15 protein-coding genes and 1 tRNA gene are annotated in these 17,605 nt (G+C 66.2%); 15 read left to right on the forward strand and 1 reads right to left on the reverse strand.

Annotated features, from left to right (window positions below; translation table 11 throughout):
* Nucleotides 1–156: 156 nt before the first annotated feature.
* The 7 genes from ACCQ01_RS05750 (at nt 157) to ACCQ01_RS05780 (ending at nt 5,241) form a co-directional block, all read left to right on the forward strand.
* On the forward strand, nt 157–1,512 hold the full coding sequence (locus tag ACCQ01_RS05750; RefSeq protein WP_228433797.1) for an aminodeoxychorismate synthase component I: 1,356 nt from the start codon (nt 157–159) through the stop codon (nt 1,510–1,512).
* A 60-nt stretch (nt 1,513–1,572) separates the two neighbouring features.
* Nucleotides 1,573–2,631, forward strand: coding sequence for an endolytic transglycosylase MltG (gene mltG / locus ACCQ01_RS05755; protein ID WP_228433799.1), 1,059 nt, complete (start codon nt 1,573–1,575; stop codon nt 2,629–2,631).
* A complete protein-coding gene (locus ACCQ01_RS05760) occupies nt 2,628–3,587 on the forward strand; it encodes a DNA polymerase III subunit delta' (protein WP_103699589.1) in 960 nt (319 codons plus the stop codon). The genes mltG and ACCQ01_RS05760 overlap by 4 nt, the downstream gene beginning before the upstream one ends.
* Nucleotides 3,584–3,937 carry a PilZ domain-containing protein gene (locus ACCQ01_RS05765; RefSeq protein WP_228433801.1) on the forward strand — a complete coding sequence of 118 codons (354 nt, stop codon included), beginning with the start codon at nt 3,584–3,586 and terminating at the stop codon, nt 3,935–3,937. The genes ACCQ01_RS05760 and ACCQ01_RS05765 overlap by 4 nt, the downstream gene beginning before the upstream one ends.
* Before the next feature lie 176 nt (nt 3,938–4,113).
* Nucleotides 4,114–4,188 (forward strand) — tRNA-Val (locus ACCQ01_RS05770).
* A 291-nt stretch (nt 4,189–4,479) separates the two neighbouring features.
* Nucleotides 4,480–4,704, forward strand: a complete 225-nt coding sequence (locus ACCQ01_RS05775; RefSeq protein WP_228433803.1) for a hypothetical protein — start codon at nt 4,480–4,482, stop codon at nt 4,702–4,704.
* A gap of 207 nt (nt 4,705–4,911) precedes the next feature.
* The gene (locus tag ACCQ01_RS05780; protein ID WP_014506900.1) at nt 4,912–5,241 is read left to right on the forward strand and encodes a hypothetical protein; all 330 of its coding nucleotides are present in this window, start codon (nt 4,912–4,914) and stop codon (nt 5,239–5,241) included.
* Nucleotides 5,242–5,335: 94 nt separating this feature from the next.
* Here the strand turns inward: ACCQ01_RS05780 and prpR are convergent, their stop codons facing one another.
* On the reverse strand, nt 5,336–6,937 hold the full coding sequence (gene prpR / locus ACCQ01_RS05785) for a propionate catabolism operon regulatory protein PrpR (RefSeq protein ID WP_228433805.1): 1,602 nt from the start codon (nt 6,935–6,937) through the stop codon (nt 5,336–5,338).
* Between the two features lie 144 nt (nt 6,938–7,081).
* Here prpR and prpB point away from each other — a divergent pair, with 144 nt between their 5' ends.
* From prpB to ACCQ01_RS05825, 8 genes are all read left to right on the forward strand, one after another.
* A complete protein-coding gene (prpB, locus tag ACCQ01_RS05790) occupies nt 7,082–7,978 on the forward strand; it encodes a methylisocitrate lyase (RefSeq protein ID WP_057673089.1) in 897 nt (298 codons plus the stop codon).
* A gap of 75 nt (nt 7,979–8,053) precedes the next feature.
* Complete coding sequence (gene prpC / locus ACCQ01_RS05795) at nt 8,054–9,208, forward strand: bifunctional 2-methylcitrate synthase/citrate synthase (protein ID WP_115004105.1); 1,155 nt, start codon at nt 8,054–8,056, stop codon at nt 9,206–9,208.
* A gap of 269 nt (nt 9,209–9,477) precedes the next feature.
* Entirely contained in the window at nt 9,478–12,072 is a 2,595-nt protein-coding gene (gene acnD, locus ACCQ01_RS05800) for a Fe/S-dependent 2-methylisocitrate dehydratase AcnD (protein ID WP_228434224.1), read from the forward strand.
* A gap of 86 nt (nt 12,073–12,158) precedes the next feature.
* Nucleotides 12,159–12,401: a type II toxin-antitoxin system ParD family antitoxin gene (locus ACCQ01_RS05805; protein WP_019237897.1), complete on the forward strand. Its 243-nt coding sequence runs from the start codon at nt 12,159–12,161 to the stop codon at nt 12,399–12,401.
* Nucleotides 12,398–12,715, forward strand: coding sequence for a type II toxin-antitoxin system RelE/ParE family toxin (locus tag ACCQ01_RS05810; protein ID WP_228434212.1), 318 nt, complete (start codon nt 12,398–12,400; stop codon nt 12,713–12,715). Before ACCQ01_RS05805 ends, ACCQ01_RS05810 begins: the two co-directional genes overlap by 4 nt.
* A gap of 93 nt (nt 12,716–12,808) precedes the next feature.
* Nucleotides 12,809–14,008, forward strand: a complete 1,200-nt coding sequence (prpF, locus tag ACCQ01_RS05815; protein ID WP_228434213.1) for a 2-methylaconitate cis-trans isomerase PrpF — start codon at nt 12,809–12,811, stop codon at nt 14,006–14,008.
* 249 nt (nt 14,009–14,257) lie between these two features.
* A complete protein-coding gene (locus ACCQ01_RS05820; protein WP_011036237.1) occupies nt 14,258–16,474 on the forward strand; it encodes a TonB-dependent receptor in 2,217 nt (738 codons plus the stop codon).
* Nucleotides 16,475–16,598: 124 nt separating this feature from the next.
* Nucleotides 16,599–17,549, forward strand: a complete 951-nt coding sequence (locus tag ACCQ01_RS05825; protein WP_228434214.1) for a nucleoside hydrolase — start codon at nt 16,599–16,601, stop codon at nt 17,547–17,549.
* The last annotated feature ends 56 nt before the right edge of the window (nt 17,550–17,605 follow it).

Here is a 17,605-nt window from a genome sequence, read left to right on the forward strand (position 1 = left end):
TGGTCCTGCGCCGTAATGGCGCAGGGTCGCGATGGGCTGCAACGCGTCGCGCGTTCGGCCCGTTGTGTCTTCTGCTGATTCACCGTGCGGTGTGCGGCGCGCTGGTTGTCACCGGCGCGCAGCGCCGCATCCGTCCCTCCACGCCAAGCCAGGCCGATGACGCTGACCCGACCATTGCACGCGGACATCGACCTGCTGGCCCTGCATCGCCTGGCACCGCAGCGGTATCCCGCGTTGCTGGAATCCAGCGCGTCGGGCACCGCGCATGGGCGTTGGGATGTGTTGCTGTTGGCGCAGGGCGCGCAGCTGCGCCTAGACCCGGACGGCTGTACCCGCAATGGCGATGGTCAGCTGCTGGAAGGCGGGTTTCTCGACGCCCTGGATGCAGCCTGGCAGGCCGAGCGCCTGCCGCACGAGGGTGAAAGTTCGTGGCCGTTTCGCGGTGGCTGGGCGGTGCTGCTGGACTATGAGGTGGCCGCACAGGTCGAGCCGATCCTGCGCCTGCCCATGCGCAGTGACGCCGCGCCCGCGGCATTGGCTCTGCGGGCGCCGGCGGCGGTGCTGCGCGATCGCGTGGACGGGCGCTGCTTCGCCGTGGCCGAGCCGGGGCGCGAAGACCTACTGCAGCAGATTGACGACGACATCACCGCCTGCGCCAGCCTGCCGGCCTTGCCTGCCTGGGCAGCGCCGACGGTGGTGCAGGAAGACCCGCCCGAGCAATTCACCGATGCGGTGCTGCGGGTGCTGGACTATCTGCGTGCAGGCGATGTGTTCCAGGCCAATATCTCGCGCGCCTGGCAGGCGCAGTTCGATCGGCCCGTCGACCCTGCCGCCTTGCATGCGCGGCTGCGTGCGGCCAATCCGGCGCCGTTTTCCGGCCTGTTCGTGGCGGCCGGGCGCGCGGTGGTGAGTTCTTCGCCGGAGCGGTTGGTGTCGGTGCACGGGCAGGTGGTGCAGACACGGCCGATTGCTGGCACTCGTGCACGCTTCGCGGGCGACGATGATGCCGCGCGCATCCGCGAGCTGGTCGGTCACCCGAAGGAGCGCGCCGAACACGTGATGTTGATCGATCTGGAGCGCAACGACCTGGGCCGCATCTGCGCGCCGGGCAGCGTGGAGGTGGACGAACTGATGGGCGTGGAAAGCTATGCGCACGTGCATCACATCGTCAGCAATGTCCGCGGCCGGTTGCGCGAGGGGGTCACGCCCGGCGAGGTGATTGCGGCCGTATTCCCAGGCGGCACCATCACCGGGTGCCCGAAGGTGCGCTGCATGCAGATCATTGCCGAGCTGGAACAGACCGCGCGCGGCGCCTATACCGGCGCGTTCGGTTGGCTCAACCGCGACGGCGACATGGATCTGAACATCCTGATCCGTACCGCCGAAGTGGCCGGCAGCCAGGTGCGGTTCCGCACCGGAGCCGGCATCGTGGTGGATTCGGACCCGCAGCGGGAACTGGACGAAACCCGTGCCAAGGCGCGCGGGCTGCTGCGTGCGCTGGATCCGGCGTGAGCACTTCAACGGCACATCACCGGCGCGCGGTATCCTGCGCGGCGCTGGAGCAATGACGAGGTGGGTGTGGCGGTGACTGGCAAACGCGGATGTCTGGCCGTGCTGGGGACGGTGCTGTTGCTTGCGGCGCTGCTGGCGATCGCGGCCGTGGTGGCGTGGCGGCACTTCGTGCATTTTGCCGAGACGCCGGTCACTGCGAGCACGCCCAGCGTGGTCATCGCGCCCGGGGATTCGCTCAAGGCCACGCTGCGCAAGCTGCGTGAGGCCGGGGTGCAGCAGGGTAGTGATCTCGAATGGCAGTTGCTGGCCCGCCAGGTGGATGCGGCCGGCAAGCTCAAGGTGGGCGAATACGCGCTGACGCCGGCGTTGTCGCCGCGTGCGCTGTTATTGCGCATGCGCCAGGGCCGGGTGATCCAGTACCGCTTCACCCTGGTGGAAGGCTGGAACTTCCGTCAACTGCGTGCGGCCCTGGGCACGGCCACGCCGCTGCAGCAGACCATCGCGGGCCTGGACGATGCCGCATTGATGGCGCGGCTGGGCTTTGCCGGCCAGCATCCGGAGGGGCGCTTCCTGCCCGAAACGTATTTGTACCAGCGCGGCGACAGCGACCTGGACGTGCTCAAGCGCGCGCATGCGGCAATGGACAAGGCGCTGGCGCAGGCCTGGGAACAGCGCGCCCCGCAACTGCCGCTGAGCTCGCCCGAACAGGCGTTGATCCTGGCCTCCATCATCGAGAAGGAAACCGCACTGGGCACCGAGCGGCCGCAGATCGCGGGCGTATTCGTGCGCCGCCTGCAGATGGGCATGAAGCTGCAGACCGACCCGACCGTGATCTACGGCATCGGCAGCAGCTACGACGGCAATATCCGCCGCCGCGATCTCACCACCGACACGCCGTACAACACCTACACCCGCACCGGCCTGACGCCCACGCCGATCGCCATGCCGGGCCGCGAGGCACTGCTGGCCGCGGTGCGCCCGGCGCCGGGCAACGCGCTGTACTTCGTCGCGGTGGGCGATGGCAGCGGTGCGCATACGTTCTCGGCCACCCTGGACGAACACAATGCGGCGGTGGCGCGCTATCTGCAGCGCCGCCGTCAGCCGGAGCCCACGCCATGACGCCTGCGTTTTCACCCTGGCAACAACGCGCCTACGACCAGACCCTGGCCGCGCTGGATGCCGGCCGGCTCGGGCATGGCCTGCTGATCTGCGGCCCGGACGGGCTGGGCAAGCGCGCGGTAGCGCTGGCGCTGGCCGAGCACGTGCTGGCCAGTGCGCCGGATCCGGCAGTGGCGCAGCGCACCCGTCAGCTGATCGCCGCCGGCACGCATCCGGATCTGCAACTGGTGTCGTTCATTGCCAACCGCACCGGCGACAAGCTGCGCACCGAGATCGTCATCGAGCAGGTGCGGGAGATCTCGCAGAAACTGTCGCTGACGCCGCAGTACGGCATCGCGCAGGTGGTGATCGTCGACCCGGCCGATGCGATCAACCGCGCCGCCTGCAATGCCTTGCTCAAGACGCTGGAAGAACCCTCGCCGGGCCGCTACCTGTGGTTGATCAGTGCGCAGCCGGCGCGCTTGCCGGCCACCATCCGCAGCCGCTGCCAGCGCCTGGAATTCAAGCTGCCGCCGGCCCACGAAGCGCTGGCCTGGCTGCTGACCCAAGGCGTCAGCGAGCGTGCGGCGCAGGAGGCGCTGGAGGCCGCGCGTGGCCATCCCGGGCTTGCCGCCCAGTGGCTGCGCGAAGACGGCCTGGCCGTGCGTCGCGCCGTGGCGCAAGACCTGGAGCAGATCGCCAGTGGCCGCGTCGGCGCGGTGGACGTGGCGCAGCGCTGGACCAACGATGGCCAGGCCGATCAGCGTCTGCGGCATGCCGCCGACCTGGCGTTGGCGCAGGCATCGGCCGGCTTGACCGATCCATCGCGGTTGCACAAGCTGGCGACCTGGTTCGACGCCGCCAATCGCACCCGTGATTTGTTGCGCACCACCGTCCGCGCCGATCTGGCGGTGGCGGAATTGCTGCTGGCCTGGCGCGAGGGAGAGCGCCCGGCCCGTTCTAGGGGAACTCGATGAGTGCAATGAATGCACGCCAAGGCATTTTGTCGCTGGCGTTGAAGGACAAGGCCGCGCTGTACAGCGCCTACATGCCGTTCGTGAAAAGTGGCAGCATCTTCGTGCCGACCCCCAAGCGCTACATGCTCGGCGATGAGGTATTTCTGCTGTTGACGCTGCCCGATTCCAGCGAGCGTCTCCCGGTCGCCGGCAAGGTGGTGTGGACCACGCCTGCGGGCGCGCAGGGCAACCGCGCGGCCGGCATCGGCGTGCAGTTCCCGGACGGCCCGGAAGGCGAGGCGGTGCGCAACAAGATCGAAACGCTGCTGGCTGGTTTGACTACTTCGGACAAGCCGACCCACACGATGTAAGGCAGGCAATCGCCGCGGCCGATGGCGCGCGGCGAGCGCAAGACTGGGCCACGGGTGCGCTGCATGCGCGTGGTGATCGTGGGGCGGCGGCACGGCGGTTTCAGTGCGTTGCGCGACTCGGTAAACAACTGTTGACGATCTCCGCCGCTGCCCTATAATGTGCGGCTCGCGTCACCGGGCGGTTAGCTCAGCGGTAGAGCATTGCCTTCACACGGCAAGGGTCACAGGTTCGATCCCTGTACCGCCCACCATGACGTCGAAGACCAGGCCACCCTTGCGGTGGCCTTTGTCGTTTCAGGGCGCTCGGTCAGCGCAGTGGAACTGCAGTCGCATTGCGTGCACGCGCGACGTACACCCGCGTGTAAGAGGTTTTTCACCTGCCGGTAGCGGTGGTGCGCGGAAGGTGGCGCGCAGATGCAGCGGCGGTGCGGATGGGGTGGGGGCGAAGCGCTGCGATGGGAACGATCAGTTCACTTGCAGGCATCTCCCCGATAGTCCGGCCGCGGCGCAGCGACCCTGACGCGGTACTAGGAGACAGACCCATGCGTACGCAAAGTCGAATGATGGTGGCTGGAACACGCCGGTTTCCGGTGTATGAGGTGCGCGTCAGCGAGCAGGGTGCGGTGACGCGCCATTACACGGTCGGCGAGCTGGGTGTGTGCTTCGACGATCTGGCGGCTGCAGCCGCCTCGGCACAGAGCCTGCTGGACACGGCCGAGCTGGTAATGGCGCCTGCGCCCGGCGATCTGCAGCTGGCGTTGCGCTGACGCTGCGCCTCCTTCGGCAGCCAGCCGCCACGCGGTCGCTGTGGCGGTGTGCTGTGCGTTCGGCGTGTGCACTGCGGCGTGCGTCACCTTTTTGCCAGGCCGATGAATCCCAACCGGCCGCAATGGGATTGCGGTGGCGTCTGCTTATTGCAGGGCCGTGGGAGAACCGCCATCCTGCTCGGCCCTGGATTCAACGAAGGAGTGGCGATGAAGACGCTGCTTGGAACTGCATTGGCTGCGAGCCTGCTCCTGCTGGCCGGTTGCGCCAAAGACATGGGCGAGGAATTCGTGGGCAAGTGGGTCAACGCCAAAGCGCCGAAGAACGTGCTGAGCATCGAGCACAACGGCGAGAGCTTCATCATTCGCGATACCCGGCCCGAGCTGTTCGGCAACGGGGTAAAGACCAAAAATTATCCGGCGGTACTGCGTGGCGATGTGCTGCAGGTTTCCAATGGCGTGGGCACCATCAACTACGCCATCGATCAGTCGACCGGCAACCTGAGCACCGGCGAATCCGAGTACACACCGGTCAAGTAGTGCGTGCCTGCGGGCGCAGGTGCTGCGTCAGTCGCAAAAGCCGTGCCGCGGCGATCTGTTCTAGCGCTAGTACTCAAGCGCGCGCGTGCGCCGGTCACTGCGAAGAAGCGAGCCCCTGTGCCTGCATCCAGCGCCAGAGGGTGGTGCGCGAGACGCCCAGCGCTTTGGCCGCAGCCGCGCGGTTGCCCTGCGCACGGTCCAGCGCCGCACGTACCAATGTCGCGGTGAGTTGCGCGCGCGAGCTGGCTGCGTCGGCGGATGTGGAATCGTAGGCCGCTGGCGTGCTGGCATCGGCCAGCTCCGGGGCCCAGGCCTCGAGCTGGGCCAGACTCACCTGGCCCTGCGCTTGCGCCTTCCAATGAATGCACAAACGCTCGACCAGGTTACGTAGCTCGCGAACGTTGCCAGGCCAGGCGTGCTGTTGCAGTCGCTGCAGCGCAGCGGGCGAGAGTGGCAATGCCATCTCGCTGCCGTGTTGCGCGTAGTGCGTGAGCAACAAGGCGATGTCGTCGGGGCGATTCCGTAGTGGCGGCAGTGCGATGCGCAAGGCGGCCAGGCGATAAAACAGGTCGCGGCGGAAGCGGCCTTGGTCGACGAGTGTCTGCAGCGGCTGCAGGCTGGCCGCCACCACGCGCACATCGACCGGTACCGGCACGGTGGCGCCAACGCGCAGCACTTCGCGTTCTTCCAGTACACGCAGCAGGCGGGTCTGCAGCGGCAGTGGGAGCTCGCCGATTTCATCGAGAAACAGGGTGCCGTCCTGCGCGGCTTCGATCAGCCCTGTGTGGCCGCCGCGCCGCGCGCCGGTGAAGGCGCCATCGCTGTAGCCGAATAGTTCCGCTTCCAGCAGCGACTCGGTAATCGCGCCGCAGTTGATCGCCACGAACCGGCCCCGGCGGCGGCTGCCGGCGTGCAGCTGGCGCGCAACCAGTTCCTTGCCGGTGCCGGTCTCTCCGCTGATCAACACGGTGCTGGCGTGCGGCGCGTACAGCTGCACCAGTGCACGCACCTGCACCATGGCGGCGTCTTCGCCGAGCAGTGCGGCCGGTTGGTTGCGCGTGCGGCGTGCGGCACTACGCAGAGCGGGGGCTGCGCTGCTGGGCGCCGTGGCCAGGGCGATTGCCTGGTCGAGTGCCAGGCGCACCGAATCGGCCGAGTACAACAACACGCCGGGCAGGCCGGCCTGTTCGGCGAAGTCGATCGCCATGCCGGTCCCGACGATCACCTGGATGCCGCTGGCGCGCAGGTCGGCGATGCAGTCGCGCGCGTCCTCGGCAGTGACGAAGCGGCGGTGGGCGATGTCCAGCGCGAAGCTGTCCTGGAACGGCTGAAATGACGGCACGTCGGTGGCATGGGTGACCACGCCGATGCGCGGTGCGATGCGTCGCGCGCGCGCCAGGGCTTCCATCAGGTCGAAGCCGGTGGCCTGGATCGGCGTCAGCGGCAGCGGTAGCCGGCTGCGCAGGTAAGCGGCGTTGGAGCCGCCAGCCACCAACACATCGCAGCGTTCGCGGCGCAGGCGTTGGCCGATGACCTCGACCGCCTCGGCAAAGCCGAGGTTGATCTGCTCGATGCGTGCGCGCTGGTCGAACTCGGGAATGACATCGGCCAGCAGGCCGGTCAGGCGCGACACGCTGACCGTCCAGATCACCGGCAGGGTGCCATCCAAAGGAGCGACGAAGGAGGAGTGGGCCATGATTCGCTGACGTTCAGTGATGTTGCATGGTGCTCCGCCTGTTTCATTGATGCAACGCTGTGCGCGCACGCGATCAGTCACATCAATGGCTTACGGTTGGCACGCCCTTTGCGCTACTGCAGTCATCCCATCTCAGGAATCGCCATGACGTCCTTGCCCTTGTCTTCCGCTGGCGCCCGGTTCCGCGCGGCCCTGGCCGCCGAATCGCCGTTGCAGGTGATCGGCGCCATCAACGCCAACCACGCGCTGCTGGCGCAACGCGCCGGCTATCAGGCCATCTATCTCTCTGGCGGCGGAGTCGCGGCCGGGTCGTTGGGCTTGCCGGATCTGGGCATCAACACCTTGGAAGACGTGCTGATCGATGTGCGCCGCATCACCGATGTCTGCGAACTTCCGCTACTGGTGGACGTGGACACCGGCTTCGGGCCGAGCGCGTTCAATATCGAACGCACCATCAAGTCGCTGATCAAGGCGGGCGCGGCCGGCTGCCATATCGAAGATCAGGTCGGCGCCAAGCGCTGCGGCCATCGCCCGGGCAAGGAGATCGTCAGCCAGGGCGAGATGGTGGATCGTGTCAAGGCAGCGGCCGATGCCAAGACCGATGCGGCGTTCTTCCTGATTGCGCGGACCGATGCGATCCAGATGGAAGGCGTGGATGCCGCGATCGAACGCGCCATTGCCTGCGTGGAGGCGGGCGCGGACGGTATCTTCGCCGAGGCCGCCTATGACCTGGAGACCTACCAGCGCTTCGTTGATGCGGTGCGCGTGCCGGTGCTGGCCAACATCACCGAATTCGGAAAGACGCCGCTGTTCACGCGCGACCAACTTGCACAGGCCGGCGTGGCGATCCAGTTGTTCCCGCTGTCTGCCTTCCGCGCGGCCAACAAGGCCGCCGAAGCGGTGTACACCGCAATTCGCCGCGATGGGCATCAGAATGCCGTGCTGGAAAGCATGCAGACGCGCGAAGAGTTGTACGAGCGCATCGGCTATCACGATTACGAACAGCGACTGGATGCCTTGTTCGCGCGCAAGGGCGCATGATCGCGCTACGCAGCACGTCGCCGGTGCCATCCCGTTAGTCATTTCGCGACACGCCATATCTGAAGAGGTCATCGCATGAACGACACCGTCATTCCTGGTTTCAAGCCGAAGAAATCGGTTGCCTTGTCCGGCACCGCCGCCGGCAATACCGCGCTGTGCACCGTGGGGCGCAGCGGCAACGATCTGCACTACCGTGGTTACGACATTCTGGACCTGGCCACCAGCAGCGAATTCGAAGAGATCGCGTATCTGCTGGTGCACGGCAAGCTCCCCAACAGCAGCGAGCTGCGTGGTTACAAGGCCAAGCTGCGCTCGCTGCGCGGCGTGCCGGCGGCGGTGAAAACTGCGCTGGAACAGCTGCCCCCCTCGGCGCACCCGATGGATGTGATGCGCACCGGCGTTTCCGTGCTCGGCTGCCTGCAGCCGGAAAAGGACGACCACAACCATCCAGGTGCGCGCGACATCGCCGACAAGTTGATGGCCAGCCTGGGCTCGATGCTGCTGTACTGGTATCACTACAGCCACAACGGCAAGCGCATCGAAGTGGAGACCGACGACGATTCGATCGGTGGGCATTTCCTGCACTTGTTGCACGGCTTTGCGCCGAAAGAATCGTGGGTGCGCGCGATGCACACAAGCCTGATCCTGTATGCCGAGCACGAATTCAATGCGTCGACGTTTGCGAGCCGCGTCATCGCCGGCACCGGCAGCGACATGTACAGCGCCATTGCCGGCGGCATCGGCGCGCTGCGTGGCCCCAAGCACGGCGGTGCCAACGAAGTGGCATTCGAAGTGCAGAAGCGCTACGACACGCCGGATGAGGCCGAGGCCGACATCAAGGCACGGGTGGAGCGCAAGGAAGTGGTGATCGGCTTCGGCCACCCGGTGTACACGGTGTCCGACCCCCGCAACAAGGTGATCAAGGACGTGGCCCGCGAGCTGTCGGACGAGCAGGGCAGCCGCAAGATGTACGACATCGCCGAGCGCCTGGAAACGGTGATGTGGGACATCAAGAAGATGTTCCCGAACCTGGACTGGTTCAGTGCGGTGAGCTACCACATGATGGGCGTGCCGACGGCGATGTTCACCCCGCTGTTCGTGCTGGCACGCACCGCCGGCTGGAGCGCGCACATCATCGAGCAGCGCGTGGACGGCAAGATCATCCGCCCCTCGGCCAACTACACCGGGCCGGAAGACCAGGCGTTTGTGCCGCTGGATCAGCGCGCCTGAGCAGGCGCTGCAGGTTGCGCTGTTGACCGGTTGGCTGCCTCTTGAGCAGATAGCAGGAAAAACAGCGCAACTTTGTACTTGCAAACACCGCACAGCCCGGCAGCCTTGACCCGATTCCCGATTCCCGATTCCCGATTCCCGATTCCCGATTCCCGATTCCCGATTCCCGATTCCCGATTCCCGATTCCCGATTCCCGATTCCCGATTCCCGATTCCCGATTCCCGATTCCCGCTCCAAAGCCCCCGCCCGCTTCGTGATGTCGCCAGCCATGAACAACTCGTACCGCAAGCCCTTGCCGGGCACCTCGTTGGACTATTTCGATGCCCGCGCCGCTGTGGATGCGTTGCAGCCCGGTGCGTATGCCACGCTGCCGTACACCGCGCGTGTGCATGCCGAAAACCTGGTGCGCCGCGCCGACCCGCAACACGTGGATGCCTATCTGCGGCAGTTGATCGAGCGCAAGCGCGACCTGGATTTCCCGTGGTTCCCGGCGCGTGTGGTCTGTCACGACATCCTCGGGCAGACCGCATTGGTGGATCTGGCCGGCTTGCGTGATGCCATTGCCGAGCAGGGCGGCGACCCGGCGCAGGTCAATCCAGTGGTGCCGGTGCAGTTGATCGTGGATCACTCGCTGGCGGTGGAATATGCCGGCTTCGACAAGCAGGCCTTCGCCAAGAATCGTGGCGTGGAAGACCGCCGCAATGCCGACCGGTTTCACTTCATCGAATGGACCAAGCGTGCATTCGAGAATGTGGAAGTGATCCCGCCGGGCAACGGGATCATGCATCAGATCAATCTGGAAAAAATGTCGCCGGTGATCTACGTGCAGGACGGCGTGGCGTTTCCGGATACCTGCGTGGGCACCGACAGCCACACCCCGCACGTGGATGCGTTGGGCGTGATTGCCGTAGGCGTTGGTGGCCTGGAAGCGGAGAACGTGATGCTCGGCCGCGCTTCGTGGATGCGGCTGCCGGACATCATTGGCGTGGAGTTGCTGGGGCGGCCGGCGCCGGGTATCACCGCCACCGACATCGTGCTGGCGCTGACCGAATTCCTGCGCCAGCAGCGCGTGGTGGGCGCGTACCTGGAGTTCTACGGTGCGGGCGCCAGTGCGCTGACCATCGGCGACCGCGCCACCATTTCCAACATGACGCCGGAATTCGGCGCCACCGCGGCGATGTTCTACATCGACCAGCAGACGCTGGACTACCTGCGCCTGACCGGGCGCGAAGACACGCAGATTGCGCTGGTGGAAACCTACGCACGCCAGACCGGCTTGTGGGCCGACGATCTGGTCACCGCGCAGTACGAGCGCGTGCTGCAGTTCGATCTGTCCAGCGTGGTGCGCAACATGGCCGGGCCGTCGAACCCGCACAAGCGGGTGGCGACCAGCGAGCTGGCCAGCCGTGGCATTGCCGCTGCGTGGGAGCAGGTGCCCGGGCAGATGCCCGACGGCGCGGTCATCATCGCGGCGATTACCTCGTGCACCAATACCTCCAATCCGCGCAACGTCATCGCCGCCGGCTTGCTGGCGCGCAATGCGAATGCGCGCGGTCTTACGCGCAAACCATGGGTGAAGAGTTCGCTGGCACCCGGTTCCAAGGCGGTGCAGCTGTATCTGGAAGAGGCCGGCTTGCTGGGCGAGCTGGAGCAGCTGGGCTTCGGCATCGTGGCGTTCGCCTGCACCACCTGCAACGGCATGAGCGGCGCGCTGGACCCGGTGATCCAGCAGGAAATCATCGAGCGCGACCTGTATGCCACCGCGGTGTTGTCGGGCAACCGCAATTTCGACGGACGTATCCACCCGTACGCGAAGCAGGCTTTTCTCGCGTCGCCGCCGTTGGTGATTGCCTACGCCATCGCCGGCACGGTGCGCTTCGATATCGAGAAGGATGTCCTGGGCGTGGATGCCGAGGGTGTGCCGGTCACGCTCAAGGACCTGTGGCCCAGCGATGCGGAGATCGATGCGGTGGTGGCGCGCAGCGTGAAGCCGGAGCATTTTCGCAGCGTGTACGAGCCGATGTTCAAGCGCGGTGGCCTGCAAGGTGCACGCGTCAGCCCGTTGTACGACTGGCGCGCGCAGAGCACCTACATCCGCCGCCCGCCGTATTGGGAGGGTGCGTTGGCAGGTGCGCGCACCTTGCAGAGCATGCGCCCGCTGGCGGTTTTGGGCGACAACATCACCACCGATCATCTCTCGCCGTCCAATGCGATTCTTGCCAGCAGTGCGGCCGGTGAATACCTCACCCAGATGGGCGTGCCGGAAGAAGACTTCAATTCCTACGCCACCCATCGCGGCGACCATCTCACCGCGCAGCGGGCGACCTTTGCCAACCCCAAGCTGGTGAATGAAATGGCGGTGGTCGATGGCCAGGTCACGGCCGGTTCGCTGGCGCGGCTAGAGCCGGAAGGGCAAGTGCTGCGCATGTGGGAGGCGATCGAAACCTACATGCAGCGCAAGCAGCCGCTGATCATCATTGCCGGTGCCGATTACGGGCAGGGCTCGTCGCGCGATTGGGCGGCCAAGGGCGTGCGGCTGGCCGGTGTGGAGGCGATCGTGGCCGAAGGATTCGAGCGGATTCACCGCACCAACCTGATCGGCATGGGCGTGTTGCCGCTGGAGTTCAAGCCGGGGACCGACCGCAAGACACTGGGTATCGATGGCAGCGAGACGTTCGATGTGGTCGGTGAACGCACCCCGGGCGCAACGCTGACGCTGTCGGTGCATCGACGCAACGGCGAGCAGCTGCAGGTGCCGGTGACCTGCCGCCTGGATACCGCAGAAGAAGTGTCGATCTACGAGGCGGGCGGCGTGCTGCAGCGGTTTGCACAGGATTTTCTGGAAGCAACCAAGGCCGCCTGAAGATGCGCCAGTACGTCTCACCCAGCGGCTTGCCGATGCCGCTGCCGGGAGGCACACTTTGGCAATCTTTGCCATCGGGTCGCTGCATGGCCACCATGAACATCTCGCTCCCGGACGAGCTCAAGGAATTTGTCGACCAGCAGGTCCTGGAACATGCTTACGGCTCGAGCAGCGAATATCTGCGCGAGCTGATCCGTATGCAGCGTGATGCGCAAAGCCTGCGCGCGCTGTTGCTGGACGGCGCAGAGTCCGGGCCTGCTGTTGCGATGGAGGCCGACTTCTTTGACAGCATGCGCGCGCGTGCGCATCAGCGCGCTGCCGGAAAATGAAGCCGGCGCGCTGGCGCCCGTTGGCGCTGCGCGATGTCGACGAGGCCGCCGCCTGGTACGGCGCCGAGGGCGGGCTTGCGCTGGAATTGGCCTTTACCAAAGCACTGGAGTCGGCGATGACCACGCTCATGCGCAATCCGGCGGCCGGTTCGAGCCGCCACGCGGTGGTGCTGAAGCTGCCGCAGATTCGTGTCTGGCCGCTCAGGCGGTTTCCCTATCTGCTGTTCTACAACGAGCGCGCAACCGACATCGTCATCTGGCGTGTCCTGCACATGCAACGCGATATTCCTGCGTGGATGAGCGCACATCCGTAACGCCTGGCACGCAGCCCCGCCAAGCCAAGCACGCGGCGCTGCTGCACCGGACGTGTCCATGCACACAACTCAATTCGACCTCACCGAGCAGACATGACCCATTTGCCCCAACTCCGCATCCCCGCCACCTACCTGCGCGGCGGCACCAGCAAGGGCGTGTTCTTCCGCCTGCAGGATCTGCCGCTTGCCGCACAGCAGCCGGGGCCGGCGCGCGATGCGTTGTTGCTGCGGGTGATCGGTAGCCCGGATCCGTATGGCAAGCAGATCGATGGCATGGGCGGGGCGACGTCGAGCACCAGCAAGAGCGTGATTGTCTGCGCCAGCACGCGGCCGGGGCACGACGTGGACTATCTGTTCGGGCAGGTGTCCATCGACAGTGCCTTCGTGGACTGGAGCGGCAACTGCGGCAACCTGTCGGCGGCGGTGGGGCCGTTTGCGCTTGCCAATGGCCTAGTCGATCCGGCACGCGTGCCGAGCGATGGCGTGGCCACGGTGCGGATCTGGCAGGCCAACATCGGCAAGACCATCGTGGCGCACGTACCGATGCGCGCAAGCCAGGTGCAGGAAACCGGCGACTTCGAACTGGATGGCGTGACCTTTCCGGCGGCCGAAGTGCAACTGGAATTCCTGGACCCGGCCGATGCTGCCGAAGGCGAGGGCGGGGCGATGTTCCCGACCGGCAACCTGATCGATGCGCTGGAGGTTCCGGGCCTGGGCACCATCGACGCCACCCTGATCAACGCCGGCATTCCCACCATCTTCGTCAACGCGCGCGACCTGGGCTACACCGGCACCGAGCTGCAGGACGCCATCAATGGCGACCCGCGCGCGCTGACCATGTTCGAAACCCTGCGCGCACACGGTGCGGTACGCATGGGCCTGATCGCACGCGTGGAGGATGCGGCCACGCGCCAGCACACCCCGAAAGTCGCGTTCGTGGCGCCGCCGGCCGACTACATCGCCTCCAGCGGCAAGCCGGTGCATGCGGCCGAGGTCGATCTGCTGGTGCGCGCGATGTCGATGGGCAAATTGCACCACGCCATGATGGGGACCGCCGCGGTGGCGATCGGCACCGCCGCCGCTGTGCCGGGCACCCTGGTCAATCTGGCCGCCGGCGGCGCGGCGCGCTCGGCGGTGCGCTTCGGTCATCCGTCGGGCACCTTGCGCGTGGGCGCCGAGGCGACCCAGGTGGGTGGGCAGTGGCAGGTCACCAAAGCGTTGATGAGCCGCAGTGCGCGCGTGTTGATGGAAGGGTGGGTCCGGGTGCCGGCTGATGCTGCCGGGCGCGGGTAATCGGCGCAGCGAAACAAGCCTGAAGTCCGCGTCGCTGCGCTGATCCGAGGGGCAGCGGCTGCGTATTGCTGCCGCTAGCGGGGTTGCAGCGCGTAAATTGCACGTCCCTGTTGCATTAATTAGAACGCACTTTTGAATTCCGAAAACTTTTTCGCACGCGCTCTGCCATATTTGTGTAAATCGTGTTAATTCTGTTGCAACGCGGCATGAAAGCCAGGCCGCCCCGTCATCAGAATCCGGAGTCCTCCCATGTCAGCCAGCCGGTCGCTTCAGGTCAGCGCGCTCGCCGTTGCCGTCGCTTCCCTTCTTCCGTTCTACGCCGCGGCCCAGCAGGCGCCCAGCGATGACGGCATTGCGCGTCTGGACGCGGTCAAGGTCACGGTGGAGCGCCGCTCGGAAGACTCCAAGGACGTGCCCGTGTCCGCCTCGGTGCTGCGTCCGGAATTTTTGGATGCCATCTCCACCAGCGGTTCGGACATCCGGGTGCTGGCCGGCAAGGCGCCCAGCCTGAATATCGAATCCTCCAACGGCCGTGTGTTCCCGCGCGTGTATATCCGCGGCTACGGCAACACCGACTTCAACACCTACGCCTCGCAGCCGGTGTCGTTGGTGTACGACGACGTGGTGCAGGAAAACGCCTTCCTCAAGGGCTTCCCGATCTTCGATCTGGAAGGCCTGGAAGTGCTGCGCGGCCCGCAGGGCACGCTGTTCGGCCGCAACACGCCGGCCGGCGTGGTCAAGTTCAATTCGGTCAAGCCGACCATCGGCGCCAATGACGGCTACGCCAGCCTGTCCTACGGCACCTATGGCACCATGACCCTGGAAAGCGGCCTGAGCATCGCCATGGGTGAGCATTGGGCGGCGCGTCTGTCCACGCTGGGTCAGCGCCGCGACGACTGGGTGGAAAACCGCGACGGCCGCGACCTGGAAGGCTATACCGACTCGGCCGTGCGCCTGCAGCTGCTGTACCAGGGCAGCGACACGTTCAGCGCGCTGTTCAACGCGCACGCCCGCCACCTGGACGGCACCGCGCGTCTGTTCCGCGCCAACATCTTCCAGCCGGGCACCAACCAGCTGGTGGATGGCTTCGATCCGGAGCGTGCCTCCATCGACGGCGCCAACAACCAGGAACTGCAGACCTACGGCGGCAGCGCCAATCTGAGCTGGGACCTGGGCGACATCGCGCTGCACTCGATCACCGCCTATGAAGGCATCGGCAAGTACTACAGCCGCGGCGATATCGACGGCGGCTTCGGCGCAGTGTTCGCGCCGCCGTCCGGCCCCGGCCCGATCCCGTTCCCGGTGGAAACCGCCGGCGGCATCAAGAGCCTGGACCAGTACAGCCAGGAGCTGCGTGCCGAATCGCAGTACGCGGGCCCGCTCAACTGGCAGGCCGGCCTGTACTACTTCCATGACGACGTGGAAGGCGAGAACTACACCTACAACACCTTCAGCGGCGGCGACCTGGCCAGCTATCAGCTGACCCGTCAGCGCAATACCTCGTGGGCGGCGTTCGGCTCGTTGAACTATGCCGCCACCGATCGCCTGAACCTGCGCGCCGGCATCCGTTACACCTACGACAAGAAGACCTTCGACGTGCTGGCGCTGGACCGCGTCACGCTGGTCGAGCCCTCCAGCGGCGAGACCGACAACTCCAAGGTCACCGGCGATGTGGCGGCGACCTTCGCCATCAACGATGCGGTCAACGTCTACGCACGTGCCGCACGTGGTTTCCGCGGCGCCAGCTTCGGCGTGCCTTCGGGCACCGCGCCGCTGACCGTGGCCGAGCCGGAGACGGTGGATTCGTTCGAGATCGGCATCAAGTCCGACCTGTTCGACAACCGCGCCCGCATCAGCTTCGACGTCTACGACTTCCGGGTGAAGAACCAGCAGCTCACCGCAGTGGGCGGCGCCTCCAACGATGTGCGCCTGCTCAATGCCGACAAGACCAAGGCACGCGGTGCCGAATTCGACTTCGAAGCGCTGATCACCCAGAACCTGCGTGTGACCGCCGGCGGTGCCTACAACTGGACCCGCATCGAAGACCCCACCCTGTCGGTGGGCGTGTGCCGCACCTGCACCGTGACCGACCCGCTCAACGCCGCCGGCAACGCCATCATCGATGGCAATGCGCTGCCGCAGGCATCCAAGTGGATGGCCAACGCCACGCTGCGCTACGGCATCCCGATGGGCGATGACGGCGAGCTGTTCTTCTACACCGACTGGTCCTACCGCAGCGAAGTGAACTTCTTCCTGTACGACTCGCGTGAGTTCGTCGGCCAGCCGCTGGTCGAAGGTGGCGCGAAGATCGGCTACAACTGGGGCGCCGGTGCGTACGAGCTGTCGGTGTTCTGCCGCAACTGCACCAACCAGATCCGCGCCACCGGTGCAATCGACTTCAACAACCTCACCGGTTTCATCAACGACCCACGCATCGTCGGTGCACAGTTCCGCGCCAATTTCTGATGGCCGGTGTGAGGTAAGCGATCCAGGCCGCCGGCTATTATGCCGGCGGTTTTTTTTGTGGTGGAGTGCGGTGATGCGACAACGGTGGGCAACCAGGTGGCTGATAGCGGTGGGCCTGTGCGGGATGCTGGCGTGCAGCGCTGTGCAGGCAGCGGCGGCGCAGGCGCAGACAGTGCCGGCCATCGCCGCGGCCGAGCGCGTGGTGGTGTCCACCGATATCGGCGATGACATCGACGACGCCTTCGCGCTGGGCCTGCTGCTGCGCAGCCCGCAGCTGCAGGTGCTGGGCATCGCCTCGGCCTGGGGCGATACCACGCTGCGCGCGCAGTTGCTGCAGCGGCTGTTGCGGCAGGCCGGACGCGGCGAGATTCCGCTGGCGGTGGGCGAGCGCACCACCAGCACGATTCCCTTCAGCCAGGCGCGCTGGGCGGCCAAGGGGCAGCTACCAGGCAACCTGCCGGATGCGGCGGCGATGATCCTGCAGCAGGCGCGCCTGCATCCCGGCGAGGTGACCTTGCTGGTGCTGGGGCCGATGACCGATGCGGCGCGTGCACAGCAGCGCGACCCGGCAGGGTTTGCCAAGCTCAAGCGCATCGTTGCGATGGGCGGCTCGGTGCGGGTGGGCTACGGCAAGTCGGCGTACCGCCCGGCCAGCGCACCGGCGCCGGAGTACAACCTGCTGGCCGATGTACCCGCCGCACAACGGGTGTTCGCCGCTGGCGTGCCGATCGTGCTGCTGCCGCTGGACGCCACCCAGATCACGCTGGAAGAACCCGAGCGCGTGGCCCTGTTTGCACAGGGCGATGGCCTGACCGATGCACTCACCCAGCTGTACTACCAGTGGCGCAATACCGACCAACCGTGGGCCAGCGCCACGCCCACGTTGTTCGACGTGGTGCCGGTGGCCTGGCTGCTGCAACCGCAGCTATGCCCGACCACGCCAGTGCATCTGGAAGTCGATGCGCAGGGCTACACGCGCGAACGCACAGGCACGCCGAACGTGCAGGCTTGCCTGCGCGCGGACAAGCCGGCGTTGATCGATATGTACATGCGCACGTTGTTGCAGTCGCACTAAGCGCAGCTATCAAAACGACTGCGCAGCTGCCAGGCGGGCGCGGCCGCGTTACGAAT

The sequence above is a fragment of the Xanthomonas sp. NCPPB 4037 genome (assembly GCF_041475695.2).
Lineage (GTDB): Bacteria > Pseudomonadota > Gammaproteobacteria > Xanthomonadales > Xanthomonadaceae > Xanthomonas > Xanthomonas campestris.